The 21568-nt window shown below is 69.1% G+C and carries 13 protein-coding genes; 12 read left to right on the plus strand and 1 reads right to left on the minus strand.

The annotated features are described in order from the left end of the window. Positions 1-28 precede the first annotated feature (28 nt). Positions 29-1993 carry an ABC-F family ATP-binding cassette domain-containing protein gene (locus tag VNE60_09240; protein HVB31693.1) on the plus strand — a complete coding sequence of 655 codons (1965 nt, stop codon included), beginning with the start codon at positions 29-31 and terminating at the stop codon, positions 1991-1993. Here the strand turns inward: VNE60_09240 and VNE60_09245 are convergent. After that, entirely contained in the window at positions 1980-4643 is a 2664-nt protein-coding gene (locus tag VNE60_09245) for a glycoside hydrolase family 3 C-terminal domain-containing protein (protein ID HVB31694.1), read from the minus strand. The two genes, VNE60_09240 and VNE60_09245, sit on opposite strands and share 14 nt — an antisense overlap. A gap of 256 nt (positions 4644-4899) precedes the next feature. Here VNE60_09245 and VNE60_09250 point away from each other — a divergent pair, with 256 nt between their 5' ends. The 11 genes from VNE60_09250 to VNE60_09300 all read left to right on the plus strand — a co-directional run bounded on the left by VNE60_09250 (position 4900) and on the right by VNE60_09300 (position 21551). Further along, positions 4900-7275 (plus strand): DPP IV N-terminal domain-containing protein, encoded by a 2376-nt coding sequence (locus VNE60_09250; GenBank protein HVB31695.1) that lies wholly within the window; start codon positions 4900-4902, stop codon positions 7273-7275. Positions 7276-7613: 338 nt separating this feature from the next. Continuing rightward, complete coding sequence (locus tag VNE60_09255) at positions 7614-10529, plus strand: TonB-dependent receptor (protein HVB31696.1); 2916 nt, start codon at positions 7614-7616, stop codon at positions 10527-10529. A 69-nt stretch (positions 10530-10598) separates the two neighbouring features. Further along, entirely contained in the window at positions 10599-11942 is a 1344-nt protein-coding gene (locus tag VNE60_09260) for a RagB/SusD family nutrient uptake outer membrane protein (protein ID HVB31697.1), read from the plus strand. A 106-nt stretch (positions 11943-12048) separates the two neighbouring features. Next, the gene (locus tag VNE60_09265) at positions 12049-12777 is read left to right on the plus strand and encodes a hypothetical protein (GenBank protein ID HVB31698.1); all 729 of its coding nucleotides are present in this window, start codon (positions 12049-12051) and stop codon (positions 12775-12777) included. Between the two features lie 67 nt (positions 12778-12844). Beyond that, a complete protein-coding gene (locus VNE60_09270) occupies positions 12845-15463 on the plus strand; it encodes a S9 family peptidase (protein ID HVB31699.1) in 2619 nt (872 codons plus the stop codon). Between the two features lie 22 nt (positions 15464-15485). Beyond that, positions 15486-17870, plus strand: coding sequence for a DPP IV N-terminal domain-containing protein (locus VNE60_09275; GenBank protein ID HVB31700.1), 2385 nt, complete (start codon positions 15486-15488; stop codon positions 17868-17870). Positions 17871-17976: 106 nt separating this feature from the next. Then, positions 17977-18432: an HNH endonuclease signature motif containing protein gene (locus VNE60_09280; protein HVB31701.1), complete on the plus strand. Its 456-nt coding sequence runs from the start codon at positions 17977-17979 to the stop codon at positions 18430-18432. A gap of 106 nt (positions 18433-18538) precedes the next feature. Next, positions 18539-19045, plus strand: coding sequence for a hypothetical protein (locus VNE60_09285; GenBank protein ID HVB31702.1), 507 nt, complete (start codon positions 18539-18541; stop codon positions 19043-19045). A gap of 37 nt (positions 19046-19082) precedes the next feature. Next, positions 19083-19694 (plus strand): class I SAM-dependent methyltransferase, encoded by a 612-nt coding sequence (locus VNE60_09290; GenBank protein ID HVB31703.1) that lies wholly within the window; start codon positions 19083-19085, stop codon positions 19692-19694. Continuing rightward, positions 19691-20179, plus strand: a complete 489-nt coding sequence (locus VNE60_09295) for a glutathione peroxidase (protein ID HVB31704.1) — start codon at positions 19691-19693, stop codon at positions 20177-20179. The genes VNE60_09290 and VNE60_09295 overlap by 4 nt, the downstream gene beginning before the upstream one ends. Position 20180: 1 nt before the next feature. Then, complete coding sequence (locus tag VNE60_09300; protein HVB31705.1) at positions 20181-21551, plus strand: alpha-L-fucosidase; 1371 nt, start codon at positions 20181-20183, stop codon at positions 21549-21551. Positions 21552-21568: the final 17 nt, after the last annotated feature.

Raw genomic sequence — 21568 nt, forward strand, 5'->3', positions numbered from 1 at the left:
CCGCCGCCGTCCTGCCGCGCTCACCGCGATGACACTCATCTCATTTTCCGGCGTCGGCGTCGATTTCGGCGCGTCGACGCTGTTCTCCGACGTCACGTTCACGGTCGGCGCGCGGGATCGGTGGGGCATCGTGGGCCGCAACGGCACCGGCAAGACCACGCTCTTCCGGCTGCTCACCGGCGAGATGCAGCCCACGCGCGGATCGATCGCCCGGCAGCCGGGCACGCGCGTCTCGCTGCTGGAGCAGCACCGCGACTTCGGCGACGCCACCATGGTGTGGGAGGCCGCGGCCGGCGAGCTGCGGGCGCTGCTCACCCTGGAGCAGTCGCTGGTGGAACAGGCCGCGGCCCTCGCCCACGATTCGTCGCCGGCGGCGCTCGATCGCTACGGCCGCGACCTCGAACGGTTCGAGCACGAGGGCGGCTACGAGGTCACCTCGCGCATCGACGCCGTGCTCCACGGACTGGGCTTCGATCCGGCCGCGGCGCGCACCACGCCCGTGGGCGTGCTGAGCGGCGGCGAGCGCGGCCGCCTGGGGCTGGCCCGCCAGCTCATGAGCACCGCCGAGGTGCTGCTCCTCGACGAACCCACCAACCATCTGGACCTCGAAACCACGCAGTGGCTGGAGCAGTACCTCAAGGAGATCGACAAGACGGTCTTGCTGGTGAGCCACGACCGCGCGTTCCTGGCCGGCACCGTGGACCACATCCTGCACTTCGAGGGCGGTGGCGCCACGCCGTACACGGGCGGGTATCAGGCATTCGTCGCGCAGCGCACCGAGCGCCGGCTCACGCAGCAACGGGCGTTCGACCAGCAGCAGCGGGTGGTGGCGCAGGAGAGCGACTACATCGCGCGCAACCTCGCCGGCCAGAACAGCCGCCAGGCCAAGGGGCGTCGCAAGCGTCTGGAGCGGATGCCACGACTCAGCGCGCCCATCGGGGGCGACGACGCGATGGCCCTGCGGTTCGACGTCTACCAGCGCGGCGGCGACCGCGTGGTGGCGGCGACGAACGCGACGGTGAAGGTGGGCGACCGCGTGCTCGTGGACCACTTCAACGGCACGCTGATGCGCGGCGACGTGCTCGGCCTCGTGGGGCCCAATGGCGCCGGCAAATCCACGCTGATCCGGGCGCTGTTCGGCGAGCACCCGCTGGCCGGCGGCGAACTGCGGTTGGGCGCGTCGATCGACGCCGGCTACTACCGCCAGGACCTGTCGCAGGTGCCGCTCGACGAAACGATCTACGGCGCGATCGAGCAGCTGCGGCCGATGTGGGAACGCCGGTTCATCCAGGGGCATCTGGGTCGGTTCGGCTTCTCAGGCGACGAGGTTCAGCGGCGGGTGGAGACCCTGTCCGGCGGCGAGCGGGCGCGCGTGGCGCTGGCCATGCTGATGCTGTCGCGCGCCAACCTGCTGGTGCTCGACGAGCCCACCAACCACCTCGACGTGGAGTCCATCGAGGCGCTCGAAGACGCCATCGATGCCTACGACGGCACCGTGATCCTGGTGAGCCACGACCGCGAGCTGCTCCGCGCGCTCACGACCAAGGTGTGGGTGCTGCACGACCGGCACATCACGGAGTTCAACGACGGATTCGCCGACTGGGAAGTGGTGAGCGCCGAACGCGCGCACGCGGCGTCGGTGCGGGCCTCCGAGGAGGAGGCGCTGCGCCGCGTCCACGAGCGCAAGCGCGTGGCGTCCACCGCCCGGCGCGATCAGGAAGTCCGCGCGCGCGCCACCCCCCGCTCGGCGCTGCGGGCCGCCGAGCGCGAGATGCAGGGCGCGGAAGCGGTGGTGGCCCGGCTCGAGTCCGCCGTGGCGGCGCTCACCTCGGCCCTGGACGATCCCGCGCTGTACACGCGGCCCGACGGCGTGGGCGAGGCCAAGCGCCTGGGCGCCGAACTCGAAGCGCGCCGGCGCGAGTTGGACGCGGCGCTGGAACGGTGGAGCGCGGCCAGCGAGCAGTTGGAATCGCTCGCCGTCAGCGAACCGTGAGCGTGCCCCGCAGGCGGATGTCCTTGGAGCTGGCGCCCACCATCACGCGGATCTGACCGGGCTCCACCACCCAGTGCAGGTTGCCGTCGAGCATGTGCAGCTCGGCCGACGACAGGGGGAACGTCACGGTGCGCGCCTGGCCGGGGTCGAGATGGACGCGCTGGAATCCCTCGAGCTGCATCACCGGCCGCGCCACCGAGGCGAGGATGTCGTGGAGGTAGAGCTGCACCACCTCCTCGCCCGCCCGTGAGCCCGTGTTCCGGACCGTGCAACGCACGGTCGCCGTTCCATCCCGGGCGATCGCGGCGGGCGTGATCGCGAGATCGGAATACTCGAATGTCGTGTAGCTCAGGCCGAAGCCGAACGGGAACAGCGGCTGCCCCGTGAGATCCACGTAATCGTCGCCGCGGCCGGTGGGCTTGTGGTCGTACACCAGGGGGAGTTGGCCCTCGGCCATCGGGAAGGTGATCGGCAGCCGGCCCGCCGGGTCGGCGTCGCCGAACAGCACGTCGGCCACCGCGGGGCCGCCCTGCTCGCCCGGATACCAGGCGTCGAGCACGCCGTCCACGCGATCGAGCCATGACGACATCGTGATCGCGCTGCCGCCGATGAGCACGACGATCGTCGGCTTGCCCGTGGCCGCCACGGCGTCGATCAGCGCCTCCTGATGGCCCGGCAGTCCCAGCAGCGCGCGGTCGGCGAACTCGCCCTCGTCGATGCCGGCCACCACGATGGCGACGTCGCTGGCGCGGGCGGCGGCCACGGCGCTGTCGATCCGGGCGCGCCAGTCGTCGGCCACCCCGGCGTCCCACACCAATTTGAGCCGCGCGTTGCCGGTGCTCTCGAAATACTCCAGGCGAATGGCGTGCGCGCTGCCCGGCGCGAGCGTGACGTCGGCCATCCGCGTGCCGTACGACCGCTTGGTCCAGTCGTCGATCACCAGCCGGCCGTCGAGGTACAGCCGGTAGCCGTCGTTGCCCTCGACGCCGATGCGGTGCAGGCCCGACGCGGGGACGGTGAGCGTGCCCGTCCAGCGCGCGGAGTACCAGTCGAAGGGGAGGCCCGGTCCCGGCGAGTTGAGCGTCCAGCGAAAGTCCACCTGCGGATCGGTGCGCACGAACACCGGCGGGCCGGCCAGCCGGTTGTTGGCGAAGTACTCGCCGTGGAGCCCGGGCACCGCGCGGCCGCTGTCCACCGACGAGAGGTCCGCCGCCGGCACCGCCACGTGCTCCACGGCGGCGCGGCCCGGCCCCGGGGCGTAGCGCACGGCGGAGGGCGCGCCCAGCCGCTGCCGAATGCCGTCGAGGATGGACACGCTGCGCAGGCCGGGCCCGCTGTAGTCGCCCAGCCGCGCCTCGGCGGCGTCCACGCCGATCACCGCCACCGACCGCACGGACGGCGCCAGCGGGAGCACCCCATGATCGTTCTTCAATAGAACGATCGACTCGCGGGCCGCCTGGCGCGCCAGCGCGACGTGGGCCGGACTGCCGTTCCAATAGGCGGCGCTGTCGGGGTCCACGAACGGGTGGTCGAACAGACCGAGCGCGAACTTGACGCGGAGCACGCGCGCCACGGCGGAATCGATCACCGGGCCGGGCACGAGGCCGCGCGCGAACGCGGCCAGATATGGACGGTATTGGGGATATGACGATTGGAATACCACGTCGAGCCCGGCATCGAAGGCGTCGCGGGTGGCGGTGGCCGTGCTCGCCTCAGTGTGGTGCAGCACCGTCGCTCCCCCCGTGGCGGCGGCATCGGAGATCACGAAGCCGGTGAATCCCCAATCGCGGACGAGCTTGTCGGTGAGCAGGGCGCGGTTCTGCGTGGCCGGCCGGCCGTCCACCGAGTTGTAGGCGCTCATCACCGAACGCGCGTGGGCCTGCTGGATGGCGGCCTTGAACGGCGGGAAGAAGTACTCGGCGAGCGTGCGCTCGTCCCAGTCGATGGGATAGCTGTCGCGTCCGCCTTCACCGACGTTGGCGATGAAGTGCTTGGGGGTGGTGACCACGCCCAACTGCTCGAACGGCGCGATGAAGTGGCGCCCCATGACGGAGGCGAGATACGGGTCCTCGCCGTAGGTCTCCTCCACGCGTCCCCAGCGCACGTCGCTGGCGATGTTGAGCACGGGCGACAGCACCTGCCGCACGCCGCGGCTGCGCGTCTCGTGGGCGATGGCGGTGGCCACGCTGTCCATGAGCGTGGTGTCGAAGGTGGCCGCGAGGGCGATGGCCTGTGGGAAGACGGTGGCCCCCTCGCGCACGAGCCCGTGCACCGCCTCGTCGAACGGGATGATCGGGATGCCGAGTTTCGTACTGTCGGTGAAGAACCGCTGGATGGCGTTGATGCGCTCGGCGTGCCGGCGGGCGGCGTCGGCGAGCGGCACGCTATCGCCGTGGGGCGATTCGGAGATCTGGAGGCCGAAGATGCCGTGCGAGTAGTCATCCGCCGGGTTGTCGCGATCGCCCGGGATCATGAACAGCTGCCAGAACTTGTCCTCGAGGGTCATCCGGCCCATGAGGTCGTGGACGCGCGCGCTGATCGGCGCCCGGGGGTCCCGGTAGAGGGGCCGGGCGGCGGGGGCGGGATGTTGGGCGGCCGCCGAGCCGGCCGCGAAGATCAGGCCGGCGGCTGCGAGGAGAGGATGGCGCATGGCGAGGGGGTGATGCTATCACGGCGCGCGCGTGGTCGCCAGCCGAACGGGCGGATCGCGGCGAGGCCGGCAGCCAGGACTGGGGGCCGCCGAGGGGCCGGCATCTTTGTGAATTCTTTGTCTTAACGTTTTCCCACAGTGTAACGGCGCATTTCTTCGCGTTAAAGGGGGGGAGGTAGGCGCGGGGGCCCCTTGCCGGTTGGCCCGGATTGGAAAAGAATAGTTTATCCAATCCCCGCCTTGGAGAATCTCGACCGTGTTCACCGGCTTTGCCCCCAATGCGTTTGTGCGCGTGAAGCCGTTGGTCGTGGTGTCGCTTGCCGCCGCGTTGGCGCCGCTGGCTGCCGCGCACGCGCAGGTGGACTACCATCGCGCCGAGCAGTCGCTCACCTGGAACGAGTTGCGTCTGGTGTACGGCGACTACATCGCCCCCCATTGGATGCCGGGCGGCACGCGGTTCTGGTATCGCGTCACGACGCCGCGGGGCGCCGAGTTCATCGTCGACGATCCGGCGCGCGTGCAGCGCGCGCCGTTGTTCGACAACGCGAAGCTCGCCGCGGCGCTGTCGCTCGCGGCCGACACGAGCTACGACCCCACGCAGCTGCCGTTCACCACGTTCCGGTTCGGCGATGACGGGCGCGACGAGCAGCACATCGCGTTCAATGCTCACGCCAGGCGGTTCGTGTGCGACATCGCGCGATACGCCTGCACGATGGGCGACACGCTCCCGAGCCCGGTGCCGTACGTGCGCTCGCCCGACGGCAAGTGGGACGCGTTCGTGAGCGGCCACAACGTGTACGTGCGCGCCGTGGGCAGCGTCGATTCGACGGCGCTGACCACCGACGGCGCGCCGCTGGACGGCTACGGCCAGGACGCGCGCCGGCCCACGCAGGTCATCCATCCGACGCCGGTGCGACCCACGCTGCAGTGGTCGCCGGACTCCCGGAAGATCGCCGTGCCGCAGTTCGACGAGCGGCACGTGCTCACGATGCCGCTCATCTCGATGACGTCGCAGCGGCCCAAGCTGTACACCTATCCCTACGCGCTGCCCGGCGACTCGATCATCCCGCGGTTCGACATCCACATCCTGGACGTCGCGGCCCGCACCAACGTCCGCGTGGACGCGCCGCCGCAGAACGCGCAGGACAACGGACTCACGGGGATGCAGGATTCCTCGTGGAGCAGCGTGAAGTGGGGCGACCGGTCGCAGCACCTGTACTTCACCTACGGCGACCGCGGCCCGAAGCACGTGCAGCTCATGGAGGCCGACGCGGCCACGGGGCGCGCGGCCACGATCGTGGCCGACTCGAGCCGCACCTTCGTCGAGTTGAATCTCGAATCCGGCGGCGCGCCCGACTGGCAGCCGGTGGCCGACGGCGCCGACGTCGTCTGGTTCTCGGAGCGCGACGGCTGGGGCCACCTGTACCTGTTCAGCCACGCCGGCGCGCTCGTCGATCAGATCACCAAGGGCCCGTGGACGGTGGGCGATCTGGTGCACGTGGATCCGGTGGGGCGCTGGGTGTACTTCACGGCCCGGGGCCGCGAGGCGGGCGATCCCTACTATGCGCGGCTCTACCGCGCGCACCTCGACGGCACGGGCCTCGAACTGCTCACGCCCGAGGCGGCGGAGCACACGATCCGCATGACGCCGTCGGGCCAGTACATCATCGATACCTACTCCACCGTGCAGTCGCCGCCGGTGACGGTGGTGCGTACGCCCGACGGCCACGTGGTGCAGACGCTGGAGAAGGCGGACGTCAGCGCGCTCCTCGCCAGCGGGTGGCGATATCCGGTGCCGTTCCGCGTGAAGGCGCGCGACGGGGTGACGGATCTCTACGGCGTGATGTTCCTGCCCGCGCACTTCGATTCGACCCGCAAGTACCCGGTGATCGACCACATCTATCCCGGTCCGCAGATCATCGCCGCGCCCAAGAGCTTCTACCCCACCAGCTCGCCGGCGCTCGAGTATTCGACGATGGGCCAGGTGGAAGCGTTGGCCCAACTGGGGTTCGTCGTGGTGGAAGTGGATGCGATGGGGACGAATCTGCGGTCGAAGGCATTCCACGACGCCTGGTACGGCAACATGCACGACAACGGGATCCCGGATCACGTGACCGCGATCAAGCAGCTCGCGGCGCGCTACGGCTTTCTCGATCTCGACCGGGTGGGGATCTACGGGCACTCGGGCGGCGGATTCGCGTCCACCGACGCGATGCTCAGCTACCCCGACTTCTACAAGGTGGCGGTGTCGAGCTCGGGCAATCACGACAACCGCAGCTATTACTACGGGTGGGCCGAGCGCTATCAGGGGCTGCTCACCCGCGACGCGGCGCGCGGCACCGACAACTACGCGAGCGCCGCCAACAAGACCTATGTGTCGCACCTCAAGGGCAAGCTGTTCCTCATCCATGGCGACATGGACGACAACGTGCATCCGGCGAACACCATCCAGATGGTGGATGCGTTGATCAAGGCCAACAAGTCGTTCGACCTGCTCATCTACCCCGACCGGAATCACGAGATCACGCAGGAGCCGTATCTGATCCGGCGCACGTGGGACTACTTCGTACAGAACCTGCTCGGCGTGACGCCGCCCAAGGACTATGCCATCACGCCGCCGCCGGCGCGCTGATCCGGTGGTCCAACCTCACGACTAGAGAAATTTCATCCGGACTCCGGCCCGCGGCGTGACGCCGCCGCATGGTCGGTGAGTTGAGAAATTGAAGGACCGGTGAACGTCGCCCCCGCGGACCCACCCGATCGATCTCCGCTGCGGTGAGCGCGCGTCGAGTATCTGCAGTGCCCTTCCTCCTTCCCCACCCCGGCATCGAGCGCTGGCGTACGAGCCGCTGATTGCCGGTTTCCTTCCCGATTGGGCTTCCTGGACGCGCGCGCGTGCGCCGTCCATGCAGACGCGGCCCCTCGCCGCAGCAGTGTTCCCTTTCTCACCACCCTCCTCCGGGGGACCCCATGGAGCGATTCCGCAGTTTCCTGCGGCTGCGCCTGGTGCCGGCAGTGCTGGCCCTGGCGAGCGTCGTCGTGACGCTCACAGCCGTTCCACTCGCCGCCGCGCAGGCCCAGTCGGGCCTCGTCGAAGGCACCGTCCGTGACCGCGTGTCGCAGCAACCCATCGAGGGTGCGCTGGTGTCGATCGTCGGCACGAAGCTCGGCGGCACCACGGACGGCCGTGGCCACTACGTCATCCGCGGCGCGAGCGGCGCGGTGTCGGTGCACGTGCAGCGCATCGGCTACCGGCCCTTGACCAAGAACGTGACCGTCCCCTCCGAGGGCATGGTGACCGCCGATTTCGTGCTCAACGTGAGCGCGGTGGAACTCAACGAGGTCGTGACCACGGGCACGGGCGGGGCGGTGTCCAAGCGCGAGCTCGGGGCGCCCCTGGCCATCGTGAACGTGGCGCAGGTGCAGGCCCTCAAGCCGTCCAACGACATGACGCAACTGTTGGAAGGCCAGGTGGCCGGCCTGCGCTCGGTGAGCGTGGGCGGCGGCGTGGGCGGCGCGATGGATCTGCGCATCCGCGGCGCGTCGAGTTTCGCGCTCGACCAGCGCCCCGTGGTCTACATCGACGGCGTCAAGGTCGACACGCGCGCCACCGACTGGACCGCCAGCCTGGGCAACCAGGGCTGCTGCAACTTCAACGGCGGCGTGGCGGAAGATCGCCTGTCGGACATCAACCCCGACGACATCGATCACATCGAGATCCTCAAGGGCGCCGCGGCCGCCACGCTGTACGGCTCGGAGGCCAGCAACGGCGTGATCCAGATCTTCACCAAGAAGGGCAAGACCGACAGCCCGCCGCAGTGGACCGTCGAAGCCGGCACGGGCTTCGACCGCCAGCGCCCCAACTATCCCACCAAGCTCTATCCCAACTTCGTGGGCAAGGACGGCACGCGCGCGCTCGACATGAACAAGACGCTCATCGGCAACGGCCCGTACGGCGAGTACAACGTCGAGGTGCAGGGCGGCGCGCAGAAGGCCACCTACTTCGTGTCGGGCGGCTACACCGACGAGGTGGGCAGCCTCCAGCCCAACGACGAGAAGCGCGGCAACCTGCGCATGAACGTGACGTGGGACGCGGCCGACAAGTGGTCGTTCGCCGTGCGCTCGGCGTTCGATCACAACTTCATCGACGCCCTGCAGTCGGGCAACAACTGGACGACGCTGACCGGCAACGCCTCGAACGGCGATCCCCGCCAGGCCACGGCGCTCCGCCCGTACGGCGAAGCCTGGGTCTCGGTGGCCGACATCCAGCGCATGACGTCGTACAACTCCGCCAACCACTGGACCGGCGGCATGACCATCAACTACCAGACCACGCCCAACTTCCAGAACCGCCTGACCGTGGGCAGCGATCTGGTGGGCGAGGCGAAGGTCCGCTTCTTCCCCCCCGACGGCAACTACGGCGCCGCGTACGTGAACAACGGCGAGAAGGACGACGACTTCCGCAACCAGTCCACGTACACCGCCGACTACCTGGGACAGGTCACCTTCAAGCTGCCGTTCGGCATCGGGTCCAACCTGTCGTTCGGCGGCCAGGGCTACTACACCACCGAGTGGCTGAGCGCCGCGATCGGCAAGGTGTTCGCCGGACCGGGCGTCTCCACCGTGTCGTCGGCGTCGCAGACGTACGGCGGCGAGATCTACACGCACCAGGTGAACCTGGGCGGCCTGGTGCAGGATCGCTTCTCGTTCGGCGATCGCCTGTACAGCACGGTCGGGCTGCGCATCGACGGCAACAGCGCGTTCGGCAAGAACTACGGCTTCCAGAAGTATCCCAAGATCGACGTGGCGTACAACCTCGACGGATATTCCTGGCTGCCCTCGTTCATCAACAGCTTCAAGCTGCGCGGCGCCATCGGCAAGGCCGGCAAGGCCCCCGGACCGTACGATTCGTTCCTGACGCTGGCGCCGGGCGCCGTGTTCGTGAACACGCCGTCGCTGGTGCCGAACAGCCCCGGCAACCTGAACCTGCAGCCCGAGGTCACCACCGAGTTCGACGCCGGGTTCGACGCCGGGTTCTTCCACGACCGCCTCGGCGTGTCGGGCTCGGTCTTCACGTCGGGCACGCACGACGCGATTCTCGCCATCCCGCTGCCGCCCAGCGCGGGCTTCAACAACGCGCAGCAGCAGAACGTGGGCGGCATCGTGAACCACGGCTGGGACCTGAGCTTCAACTGGGTCACGATCGAGAAGGGCGATTTCGAATTCCACAACGACATCAAGTTCGACGGCAACCACAACAAGATCACGAGCCTCGGCACGGCGACGCCCACGACCACGGTACGCGTCGGCTACCCGGTAGGCGGGGTCTGGGCCGTGGCGCCCAAGGCGTACAATTCCACCACCAAGACCTGGACGTCCACCGACACCGCGGTGTTCTTCGGGCCGCCGATGCCCACGTTCAACATGTCGTACAGCCCCACGGTGCGGTGGCAGCGCTTCCAGGCCTACGTGCTGTTCACCATGGCCCAGGGCGCGGTGTTCAACAACGGCGACCGGCCGTACCGGTTCCGCCAGCACGCGGGTGACGAATACCTGGCGCTGCTCGGCCCCGGTGGGGTGGACACGCCGGCGGCCGACTCGGCCGTGGCCCTCTGGTCGCGGTTCACGGACATCAGGTCGCGCGACAACGTGGAGCTGCGCGAGATCTCGCTGGCCTGGCAGGTGCCGCAGGCGCTGTCGTCGATGGCCCGGCTCGGCCAGACCACGCTCACGCTCTCGGCGCACAACATCATGTGGTGGGACCACTGCGCCTGTCAGGATCCGTACACCAACTGGGCCGGGGCTTCCGCGTTCAACGTGGCGTCGGCGTTCCTCACCGATCCGGCACCGCGTCAGTTCCGCATCACCGTTCGCAGTCGATACTAGCATCGCGTGAACCGGCCGCGTGTATCACGCGGCCGGCCAGCGCGGACTTCTCACTTGGAGATACCGATCATGCGTGATCTGTTCAACCGCGGGGCTCGAGTGGCGGGATGCGCTCTGGCGGCGGTGTCGGTGGTGCTGGTAACGGCATGCCACGACATCCTGCAGGTACAGAACCCCCAAGCATTCACCAACGCAGCCGCGAACAGCGCCAGACTGCTGCCCGCCGTGGCGGCCGGCGCCGAGGGCAACTTCCAGTTGTCGATGGCGTACCTGTCGATCATGACGGGCATGCTGTCGGACGAATTGCAGAACTCCAGCACCTGGATCGCCTGGAAACAAGTCTCCGACGGCGTCGTCGTCGCGAACTGGCCTGGCGGAGGCAACGATTACACCACGCCGGACGACCAATTGCTGCGGGCACGCTACGACGCCATTTCGGCCGCGCAGCGGTTCGAGAGCGTGATGGGCGATTCAGCCCATACCAGTCCCCTGTTCATCCAGGTGGAAATCACGAGGGCCTGGGCGGACCTCGAACTGGCAATGGGTTTCTGCGAATCCCCGCCAGCGCCCGGCCTCGCCGCCGTGTCCGATACCGCGATGTTCAAGCAGGCGGTGGACAGCCTGAAGGCGCTGCTCCCGCTCATCCAGAATGCCCACTTCTCGCCCGCGTCCGCCCGCCAGGCGCGGCTCGACCTGGCCAATGCCGGCATTGCCCGGGCCAGCTTGATGCTCGGCAACTATGCCGATGCGCTGACCTACGCCAAGGCGGTGTCGCCGGGATTCGAATACGACGCCATCTTCTCCACCAACAGCGGATCCCAGAACAACGCGATGACGGTTCAAGGTACCTTCACCAATAACCGCTCCTACACCATCCGCAACACGTGGGATCAGTACGTGGACACGCTCAACGGGTACATGCGCGATCCGCTCAGCGGCCAGGACGATCCGCGCATTCCGCTGGGCCACGATAACAACAACGGTCACGGCTATTGGTACGGTGCCGACGGCGTCTCGCCGTTCTACAGCATGAGCAAGTACCTCAGCCTGGCCTCGCCGATCCCGATCACCAACTCGGCCGAGATGAACCTGATCCAGGCCGAGGTGGCGTGGCACGCCGGCGACTACAACACGGCGATTGCCGAAATGAACGTCAATCGCCTCGCGGTCGGGCTGCCGGCGCTGAGCGTGCCCGGCGCCAATCCGCAGACGGGTGTGTTCAACATGCTGTTGCAGGAGCGGTTCGCGCAGATGTTCGCGCAGGGCGATCGCCTTGAAGACCTCAGTCGGTTTGGTCTCATGAAATCACGCGTCGGACCGGGCCGAGCCCTCAAACTGCCACTCTCCTACAACGAGGTACAGAACAATCGCGCCATCGGACCCGGCGGAGGTAAGTGCCCCGGTCTGAGTTGAGCGGTGCGCCGCATGTCGTACGCTGCAAACAGCCGGGGTGGGCAGATGGCCCACCCCGGCTGTGCCCCATTCCCGCCCGATGGCGGTCCTTCCAGGAAGGCGTGTCATGAGTCGTCACACCCCGCGCGATAACGCGACGCCCGGAACGCCGCCGAGCGTCACCCGCCGAGAGTTCCTCGCCACGGTCGGCTCGGCGGCCGCGCTGTTCTCCGCCACGGCGCTGCTCGGCGATTGCGCCGGCGGCACGAGCACGGCGCCCGCGGCCAACCCCACGGGCACCGTGAGCGGCACGGTGGCCGATCTGCAGGGAAAGCCGCAGGCCGTGGGTCGCATCTATCTGCTCACGAATGCCGGACTCAACCAGGACGTCTACGCGGACGTCGACGCCGCCGGCAACTTCACTCTAGGAAGTATCGACGTTGGCCCGTATCAACTCCGCTTCTGGGGCGGCAATCTGGCCGACGTGCCCGAGACGTTTGACAATCCGGTGCGAATCACCGTGGCGGCCAATCAGGCCACCGTGGTGCACTTCCAGATCCAGCTCGGCGGCCTCGGCGCCATCGACCGCGAGATCTACGCCGGCGACTTCTTCTACCAGGAGCAGCCGTACGGGCTGCCCAACGCCACCGTCGTCGTGCCGCTCGGCACGGGCGTGTGCTGGTACAACGTGGGCAAGCACACGCACACGGTGACCGGAGGCCCGTGGGGAGACTCCGGAGACATCCCGCCCGTCGGCAACTTCATGTGGACCGCCAATCAGGTGGGGACCTTCCCATACCGCTGCACCTATCACAGCCCGGACATGCAGGCGGTGCTCCAGGTCGTTCCGGCCTGAACGCGGGCGCCGCAGCGCCCTGCCCGCCATATCCGGAATCATTCCCGCCGCTCGGAGGAGCGTGATCATGACACGTCCTGGATTCACCGCGAACGTCCGCCTGTGGGCCGGCGCGCTCGTCGTCGCTGCCGCGCACGGCGGCGGCCGCCCGGCCAACGTCGCCCGATGGGTCGTGCTCGGCCCGGTGCCGGCGGTGGCGCCCGCCTTCGGCGCCGCGAGCGACTCGGCGCTCCTCGCGTCGGGCCACGTCTCGCTCGCCCACGCATGGCCGGCGGCCGGCGACGCCGAGGCGTGGATTGACGGCACGACGGCGCGATGGCAGGCGCGCACCGAGACTGGCGGTACCCTGCAACTCGAGGCCGCGGCGCCCTCGCTCGCCTTCGCGGCAACGTACCTCGACGCCGATCGGTGGACGCGGGCGCGCGTCACCGTGTCCGGCGGCAGCGCGCGCGTGGTCTCGATGGACGGAGCGCCCGTGCACGGAGAGACCGTCGCCCTCGAACGCGGCAAGCACGTGCTGCTCGTGGAGGCGGTGGTGCGCCCGGGCGCCGGAATGGCGCTGACGGCGTCGGTGGAGCCCCTCACGCCCGGCGCGACGATCACGTCGAGCAGCGATCCGCGGCACGCCGCGTCGCTGGCCGAGTTGATGGCCACGACCGACGTGAACGGCATCGCCATCGACGCGCCGGGGAACCGCGTGGCCTGGGTGGCGCGCCGCGTCGACGACACCAACGACGACTTCGCCACCGTGCTCGAGATCCACGATCTCACCAGCGGCAAGCTGTTGGCGCAGATCCGCGGCCCTGGCATCGGGGCCCCGCGGTGGTCGCGCGACGGGAGCGCGCTCGCATACGAGACCGCCACCGACGAGAAGGGCGCGCCCGGCCGCGATCTCTGGATCTGGGATCCGGCCACGGGCGCGAGCCGGCGCCTGCTGCGCGGCGAGCGCGGGCTCGGCGCCGTGGATTGGTCGCCCGACGGGCGGTGGATCTACTACACCGCCGCCAAGCACATCGGAGAAGCCGAGAGCTACAAGCCCGGCGACCTGCAGCGGCTGTCCGACGTGTGGGACCGCTGGTCGTTCTATCCCGAGAAGGCGCAGCTGTTCGCGCTCGACGTGGCGCAGGGCACGCGCGTGCAACTGCTGGCCGACACGCTCACCTCCGCCGAAGCGCCCACCGTGTCGCCCGACGGACGGGAGATCGTGTTCGCGCGCAGCGTGCGCACCGACTCGGCGCCCCCCTGGGTGCGCGCCGAGATCTGGATGCTCGACCTGCGCGACCGCAGCGTGCACAAGCTGCTCGATCTGCCGCGCGAGGCCTTCGGCGCGCCCACGGCGTTCGCCTGGTCGCCCGACGGCAAGGCGGTGGCGTTCTGCGCCAGCGCCGAGGAGCTGCAGCCGCATCCGGCGCCCACGTTCAGCGTGTACGAGAACGAGCTGTATGCCACCACGGTGGACCGGCCGTCGCTGGTGCATCTGAGCGCCGGATTCGTTCCCGCGGTGGCGTGCAGCAAGCCGCTGTACTGGAGCAAGGCCGACGGGCGCATCTACGTCACGGCGGACGAGGGCGCGCAGACCATTCCGGCGCGCACGTCGGGCCCGGTGCCGAGTTCGCTGGCCCAGCGTCCCCGGCTCGAAGCCGTGGCCATGCCCGGCAACAACATCACGGCGTACGACTTTGCCGGGACGACGATGGTGGCGGCCATCCAGACGCCCGTGTCTCCCGCCGTGGTGTACCGCATTCCGTTGGACGGCGGCGCGGCCGTGTCGCTCGAGCGCCCCTCGGACGGCGTGCTGACGTCGGCCGTGGAGTTGCCCACCTGGCGGCCGTGGAGCTTCACCGACAGCCGCGGCGCGAAGATCGAGAGTTGGTACTGGCTGCCGCCGGGATTCGACTCCACCAGGACGTACCCGATGATCGTGCACTACTACGGCGGCACGCTGCCCATGAAGGAGACGTTCGACCCACGGCTGGTCTGGTTCGCCGACAATGGCTACGTGATCTGGATGTGCAATCCCGCCGGCGCGCCCGGCTACGGCCAGGCGTTCGCCGACCTGCACATCAACGACTGGGGCTACCCGGCCGGCACCGACATCATCGAGGGCGTGCAGCAATTCGAGAAGACGCACGCGTTCGTGGATGCCGCGCGGGTGGGCAACTTCGGCCACTCGTACGGCGGCTTCATGACCATGCACATGGCCACGCGCACGTCCATCTTCCATACGTCGATCGAGATCTCGGGCATCAGCAACATCGCCGACTACTGGGGCGTGGGCTGGACGGGCTACAGCTACACCGAAGGCACCTGTCCGTCGTGCTATCCCTGGAACCGCCGCGACGTGTACGTGGACCGGTCGCCGTTGTTCAGCGCCGACAAGATCCACACCCCGATGCTGCTCATCCACGGGACCTCGGACACCAACGTGCCGGAGAACGAGAGCGAGCAGATGTTCACGGCGCTCCGCATGCTGGGCCGCGACGCCGAACTCGTGCGCGTGTACGGCGAGAATCACGGGATCAATTCCAAGCCGTCGATCTCGCGCCACCTGTGGGGCGTGATGCTCGACTGGTACGATCGCTATCTGCGCGGGGAGCCGGCCGCGTGGACGGCCCGTTGGCAGGACGGCGACCGCGTGGCAGCCACTCCGGCGGGCGCGCATGCGCCCGCGCCCACCATTCACTGACGCTCATCGGAGACACCCCGACATGTCGTCGTCTCGCAGGACGTCCTCGTCCCCCGCTCATCGTCTCGCGCTCGCCGCCGCGGGCGCGCTCCTCGCGGTCTCGCTGCATCCGGCGGCGAGCGCCGCGCAGGGCACGCGCGACGACTACGCGCGCGCCGAGCAGTTTCTCGGGCCCAACGCGCAGGAGTTGGTCATCGACGATGCCGTGCAGCCGCACTGGATGAGCGCCGACCGGTTCTGGTATCGCAACCGGTCGGCGCAGGGCTACGCATTCATGATGGTGGATGCCACCACCGGCATCCGGCAGCCGGCGTTCGACCAGGCGCGGCTCGCCGCGGCGCTGTCGGTGGCGGCCGACACCGCGTACGACCCGCGCGCCCTGCCGTTCCGCGAGATCCGGTTCGTGGACGGCGACCGGAGCGTCCGGTTCTCCGTGGGCAAGAACCGCCAGTGGACGTGCAGCATCGTCAGCTACTCGTGCGCGGGGCCCGACACGATGCCGCTCGATCGCGTGACCGAGGTCGCGTCGCCCGACGGCAAGTGGGTGGCGTTCACGCGCCAGGACAACCTCTGGGTGCGCGACGTGGCCACGGGGCACGAGGTGCAGCTCACGAACGACGCCGGCCCCGACGACGGATACGCCAAGCCCACCGGCTGCTGCGCGCAGGTGACCACCGTCGTGCGCCACCTGCCGCAGCGGCCGGTGCTCGCATGGTCGCCCAACTCCAAATACATCGCCACCTACAAGATGGACGAGCGCGGCGTGCGCCGCATGTACCTGCTCGAGACCAAGAGCCCGGCGTTCGTGCTGCACACGTATCCCTACGCGCTGCCCGGCGACTCCGTGATCCCGACCTACGACATGTACGTGTTCGACGTGGCGGCGGGCCGCGGGGTGAAGGTGGACCGTCCGCCGCAGCCGGCGGTGAACACCACGTGCTGCTGGCTCACCACGCAGGACAGCGTGTTCAAGGACGTGAAGTGGGATCCCACGAGCGAGCACCTGTTCATGACCTACGGCCACCGCGGGTATCACGCGCTCGATCTGCTGGACGTGGATCCGGGCACCGGCCACGCGCGCACGGTGCTCACCGAGCGGAGCAAGACGTTCGTGGAGACCAACCTCGCCTCGGGGGGCGTGCCAGACTGGCGGCCGCTGAGCCACGGCCGCGAGGTGATCTGGTTCTCCGAGCGCGACGGGTGGGCGCACCTCTATCTGTACAATGCGCGGACCGGCGCGCTGGAACACCGCATCACGGGCGGCGACTGGACGGTGGGCGACGTGCTGCGCGTGGACGAGACCGGCGGCTGGGTGTATTTCACGGCGCGGGGGCGGGAGCCGGGCCGCGATCCGTACTTCCGGTTTCTCTATCGCGTGAAGCTCGACGGCACGGGCATGCAACTGCTCACGCCGGAGAACGCCGACCACGACGTGTCGTTCGCGCCGTCCGGCAACGAGTTCCTGGACAACTATTCGCGGCTCGACGCCACCCCGGTCACGGTAGTGCGCCGCGCCGACGGCACCCTCGTCCACGAGGTGCAGCGGGCCGACGCCAGCCGCCTGTTCGCCACCGGTTGGAAGTACCCCACCCCGATCACGGTCAAGGCCCGCGACGGCATCACCGACCTGTACGGGGTGCTCTACCGTCCGTCCACCTTCGATTCCACCAAGCACTACCCGATCATCGACTACATCTACCCCGGTCCGCAGGTCGGCCCGATCGGGGACCGCACGTTCGCCTCGGCGCTGCGCAGCAGCAACGCGGCGATGGCCGAATTGGGGTTCTTCGTGGTGGAGATCGACGCCATGGGAACGCCGTTCCGCTCCAAGGCGTTCCACGACACGTACTACGGCAACATGGGCGACAACGGGATTCCCGATCTCGTCACCGGCATCGAGCAACTCGCCGTGCGGTACCCGCAGATCGACCTCAACCGGGTGGGGATCTACGGCCACTCGGGCGGCGGGTTCTCATCCACCGACGCGATGCTGCGCTATCCGGATTTCTTCAAGGTGGCCGTGTCGCGGGCCGGCAACCACGACAACCGCAGTTACGACTACACGTGGGGGGAGAAGTACCAGGGCCTCCTCGTGAAGACCAGCGACAGCACCGACAACTACGACCGCCAGGCCAACCAGCGGCTGGCCGCCAATCTCAAGGGCAAGCTGCTGATCATGTACGGCACGATGGACGACAACGTGAGCCCGGTGAACTCCCTGCTCCTGATCAATGCCCTGATCAAGGCCAACAAGAATTTCGACCTGCTCGTACTGCCCAATCGCAACCATGGGTTCGGGTCGGAGCCGTACGTGACCCGGCGCACGTGGGATTACTTCGTGCAGAACCTCCTCGGCGTGACGCCGCCCGAGGGGATCGAGCTGCACCTGCCGGCGCCCACGCCCTGAGCGCCGGCGCGGCAGGCCGGAGGGGGTTGGGGGGTGAGGACCGGAGCGCGGAACGCTATGTTACGGCACGAGCGCTTCCGGCCCGCCCACCCCTTGCCCTCTGCCGATGGTGAAGAAGCAGCCGTCAGGCCGCCGCAGGAGCCCGCGCCGCGGACGTGGACGCGGTCCGGCGCAACAGGACACCTCGCTGCCCACGACGCGCGCTGCGTACACCGAGACGCGCCGCTGGCTGCTGGCGCGCCACGGTCCGGTGTGCGCCTACTGCGAGCGGCGCATCGATCCCGACCTCATCACGCTGGACCACGTGACGCCGCGCCGCGGCAAGACGGCCTACGACCGGCGCGACAACCTGCTGCTCTGCTGCCCCGAGTGCAACGGGAAGAAGAAGGACCAGTCGTTCCTCGCGTTCCTGCTCGGACGGCGCGAGCGCGCGGCGAGCGTGCTGCGCTACGGACAGCATCTGAGCCCGCTGCTGCTGCATCACGCCAAGGACATCGCCGGCCCGGACGCCACGGCGCGGGCGGAACGATTGGCGGATCCTGACTATCCGTACAAGGACTGATCCACCGCTACGACGCAGGGCCGCAGCCTGGCGGGGCCCATGCGGCGCACACGCTGTGCGCGAGCGCCTGGGTGCGGCGCCCTAGCGCCGAGGCGCGGCCGTCTCCATGATTTCGGACCCCCTTTCACCCGCACCGGGCCCCGTCCTGCAATACACACTCTGGAGTCACGACGAATTGCTCGGCTACACCGATCTCGGTGCGCCCGGCGACGATTCGGATCAGCAGACCGGTGTGTTCCAACCCGAACCGCCCTTCGAGCGGATCGAGCCCATCCTTTCCGCGCTGCAGTCGGCAATGAGCGAATTCGTGACCGACGCGCCGCTCCCCGCGCCCGACGAGCTGGCCGGCATCCCGAAGGCCGAACAGCTCCGGCTGCTCCGGCAGGCGCTCGGGCGGAACTCGACGGTGCGCCGGGTGGTAGAAACCCAACGCGCCGTGGATGCCTTCGCGCTCCATCTCCGCGACGAGCACGATCGCGAAGTGCCCACGCAGTTCATCACGATCCACCGGCTGCCCGCGGACGTGGCCGTGGACGGCGGCCACGCGCCCGGACAGCCTTCCGCCGCGCGCTATGTGATCGTGGCGCGGATGGACGCGGAGTCCACCCGCTGACGCTGCCCGTGGTCTCCCGTTCCAACGCCACATCGCCATGACTGACTGGGACGTTCGATATTCTGAACCCGACTACGCGTACGGCACCGAGCCCAACGCGTTCCTCGCCGCCGTCGCCTGCCAGATCCCGTCGGGCCCGGTCCTCTGCCTCGCCGAAGGACAGGGGCGCAACGCCGCGCATCTGGCCAGGCTCGGCTACCGGGTCACGGCCGTGGATCAGTCCGCGGTGGGGATGGCGCGGGCCGGCGAACTCGCCGAGCGCAGCGGCGTGCACGTCGAGTGCGTCGTGACCGACCTCGCGCACTACGTGATCGAGCCCGGCGCATGGGCGGGGATCGTCTCGATCTTCGTGCACCTGCCCGCCGCGCTGCGCGCGCAGGTCCACCAACGCGTGGTCGCCGGCCTCCGGCCCGGCGGCGTATTCGTGCTCGAGGCCTACACGCCGCGCCAGCTCACGTTCGGAACGGGCGGCCCCCGCGCCGTGGAGTTGCTGGTCCCGCGCTCCGCGCTGGAAGACGAACTCTCGGGACTGCACTTCGTGCTGGCGCAGGACGCCGAGCGGGAAGTGGCGGAGGGCAAGTACCACCGCGGGCCGTCGGCCGTGGTCCAGGTGCTGGCCCGCAAGCCGGACCCGGCGAGCCACTCGTGAACATCCACGACGTCGCGGTCACGACCATCGACGGGCGCGAGGAGACGCTGGCCGCGTATCGCGACCGCGTGCTGCTCGTGGTGAACGTGGCCAGCAAGTGCGGGTTCACGCCGCAGTACACGGGACTCGAAGCGCTGTATCGGAAGTACAAGAAGCTCGGGTTCGTGATCCTCGGATTCCCCTGCGACCAGTTCGGCCACCAGGAGCCCGGCGACGAGGCCGAGATCCAGCGCTTCTGCTCCACCACGTACGACGTCACGTTCCCGATGTTCGCCAAGATCGACGTCAACGGCCCCCGGGTGCATCCGCTGTACCGCCATCTCAAGGCGGAGGCCACCGGCGTACTCGGCAGCGAAGCCATCAAGTGGAACTTCACGAAGTTCCTCGTCGGGCGGGACGGCGCGGTGCTCCGGCGCTACGCGCCGTCCGACACCCCCGAGCGCATCGAGAAGGATCTGCAGGCGCTGCTCGCGTCGCCGGCGTAGGATGGACCGCCGCTCGTTCGTGCTCTCGGGCGCGGCGGCCCTGGCCGGGTGCTGGCTGCCGCATCGCGGCGCGTGGGCACCGGCGCCGGCCCTGGGCCGGCCGCATCCGTCGCCGTCGCAGCTCGCCTGGCAGCGCGACGAACTGGCCATGTTCTGCCACTTCGGGGTGAACACGTTCACCGACCGCGAGTGGGGCGACGGCCATGAGGATCCGGCGATCTTCAATCCGGCGCACTGCGACCCGCGGCAGTGGGCGCGCGCCGCGCGCGCCGCGGGATTCCGCGCCATGATCCTCACCGCCAAGCACCACGACGGATTCTGTCTCTGGCCCACCGCCACCACCAGGCATTCCGTGGCATCCAGCCCATGGCGCGACGGCCATGGCGACGTGGTGCGGGAATTCGTGGACGCGTGCCGCGCCGAGGGATTGCGCCCCGGACTCTATCTGTCGCCCTGGGACCGCAACAACCCCGCGTACGGCGACTCGCCGCGCTACAACGATCTCTACTGCGACCAGCTCACCGAACTGCTCACGCACTACGGGACGATCGCCGAAGTGTGGTTCGACGGCGCCAACGGCGAGGGGCCCAACGGGAGGAAGCAGACGTACGACTGGCCGCGGTTCTGGGGGCTGGTGCGCCGGCTGCAGCCCGGGGCGGTCATGTTCTCCGATGCCGGCCCCGACATACGGTGGTGCGGCAACGAGCGCGGCGTGGCCGGCGACCCGAACTGGTCCACGGTCGATCCTGGCGCCGTGCCCTACCCCGGCGCCAGCGGGCCCGGCGTCACGCCCGCTCTGCAGCACGGCGATCCCGCCGGTCCGGTATGGCGCCCTGCCGAAGCCGATGTGTCGATCCGGCCGGGCTGGTTCTACCACGCCGCGGAGGACCGCCGCGTGCGGAGCGTGGAATCGTTGATCGAGCTGTACTTCAGCTCGGTGGGCCGCAATTCCAAGCTGCTGCTCAACGTGCCCCCCACACGCGAGGGCCTGCTGCACGACGTCGACGTGGCGCGGCTTCGCGAGTTCCGCGATCGGCGCGACACCCTGTTCGGCCACGATCTCGCCTCGGGGGCACGCGCGTCCTGGCGCGCCACCGGCCCGCGGTCCGCGGAGTTGGAGGTGGCGCTCGATGGCGCGGCGCGCGTGGGCATCGCGCGCCTGGAAGAACGCATCGAGGGCGGACAGGCCGTGGCGGGCTACACGCTGTACGGCGCCGACGGCGGTGACTGGCGCGTGCTCTCTCGCGGGACGACCATCGGCTACGCCAAGCTCGATCGCCTCGAGCCGGTCATGGTCTCGCGCGTGCGCCTCACAATCGACGACGCCGTGGCGCCGCCCCAGCCGCTCACGATCCGGCTATACTCAGTCTAGACGGCGCCCGATCGCGC

It is taken from the genome of Gemmatimonadaceae bacterium, assembly GCA_035533755.1.
Classification (GTDB): Bacteria; Gemmatimonadota; Gemmatimonadetes; order Gemmatimonadales; family Gemmatimonadaceae; genus JAGWRI01.

What these genes read in the sequence shown, in the direction of transcription:
- VNE60_09245 (HVB31694.1), bottom strand. Translation starts at nt 4,643, where the DNA reads ATGCGCCATCCTCTCCTCGCAGCCGCCGGCCTGATCTTCGCGGCCGGC.
- VNE60_09275 (HVB31700.1), top strand. Translation starts at nt 15,486, where the DNA reads ATGTCGTCGTCTCGCAGGACGTCCTCGTCCCCCGCTCATCGTCTCGCG.
- VNE60_09265 (HVB31698.1), top strand. Translation starts at nt 12,049, where the DNA reads ATGAGTCGTCACACCCCGCGCGATAACGCGACGCCCGGAACGCCGCCG.
- VNE60_09280 (HVB31701.1), top strand. Translation starts at nt 17,977, where the DNA reads ATGGTGAAGAAGCAGCCGTCAGGCCGCCGCAGGAGCCCGCGCCGCGGA.
- VNE60_09300 (HVB31705.1), top strand. Translation starts at nt 20,181, where the DNA reads ATGGACCGCCGCTCGTTCGTGCTCTCGGGCGCGGCGGCCCTGGCCGGG.
- VNE60_09260 (HVB31697.1), top strand. Translation starts at nt 10,599, where the DNA reads ATGCGTGATCTGTTCAACCGCGGGGCTCGAGTGGCGGGATGCGCTCTG.
- VNE60_09255 (HVB31696.1), top strand. Translation starts at nt 7,614, where the DNA reads ATGGAGCGATTCCGCAGTTTCCTGCGGCTGCGCCTGGTGCCGGCAGTG.
- VNE60_09240 (HVB31693.1), top strand. Translation starts at nt 29, where the DNA reads ATGACACTCATCTCATTTTCCGGCGTCGGCGTCGATTTCGGCGCGTCG.
- VNE60_09270 (HVB31699.1), top strand. Translation starts at nt 12,845, where the DNA reads ATGACACGTCCTGGATTCACCGCGAACGTCCGCCTGTGGGCCGGCGCG.
- VNE60_09285 (HVB31702.1), top strand. Translation starts at nt 18,539, where the DNA reads ATGATTTCGGACCCCCTTTCACCCGCACCGGGCCCCGTCCTGCAATAC.
- VNE60_09290 (HVB31703.1), top strand. Translation starts at nt 19,083, where the DNA reads ATGACTGACTGGGACGTTCGATATTCTGAACCCGACTACGCGTACGGC.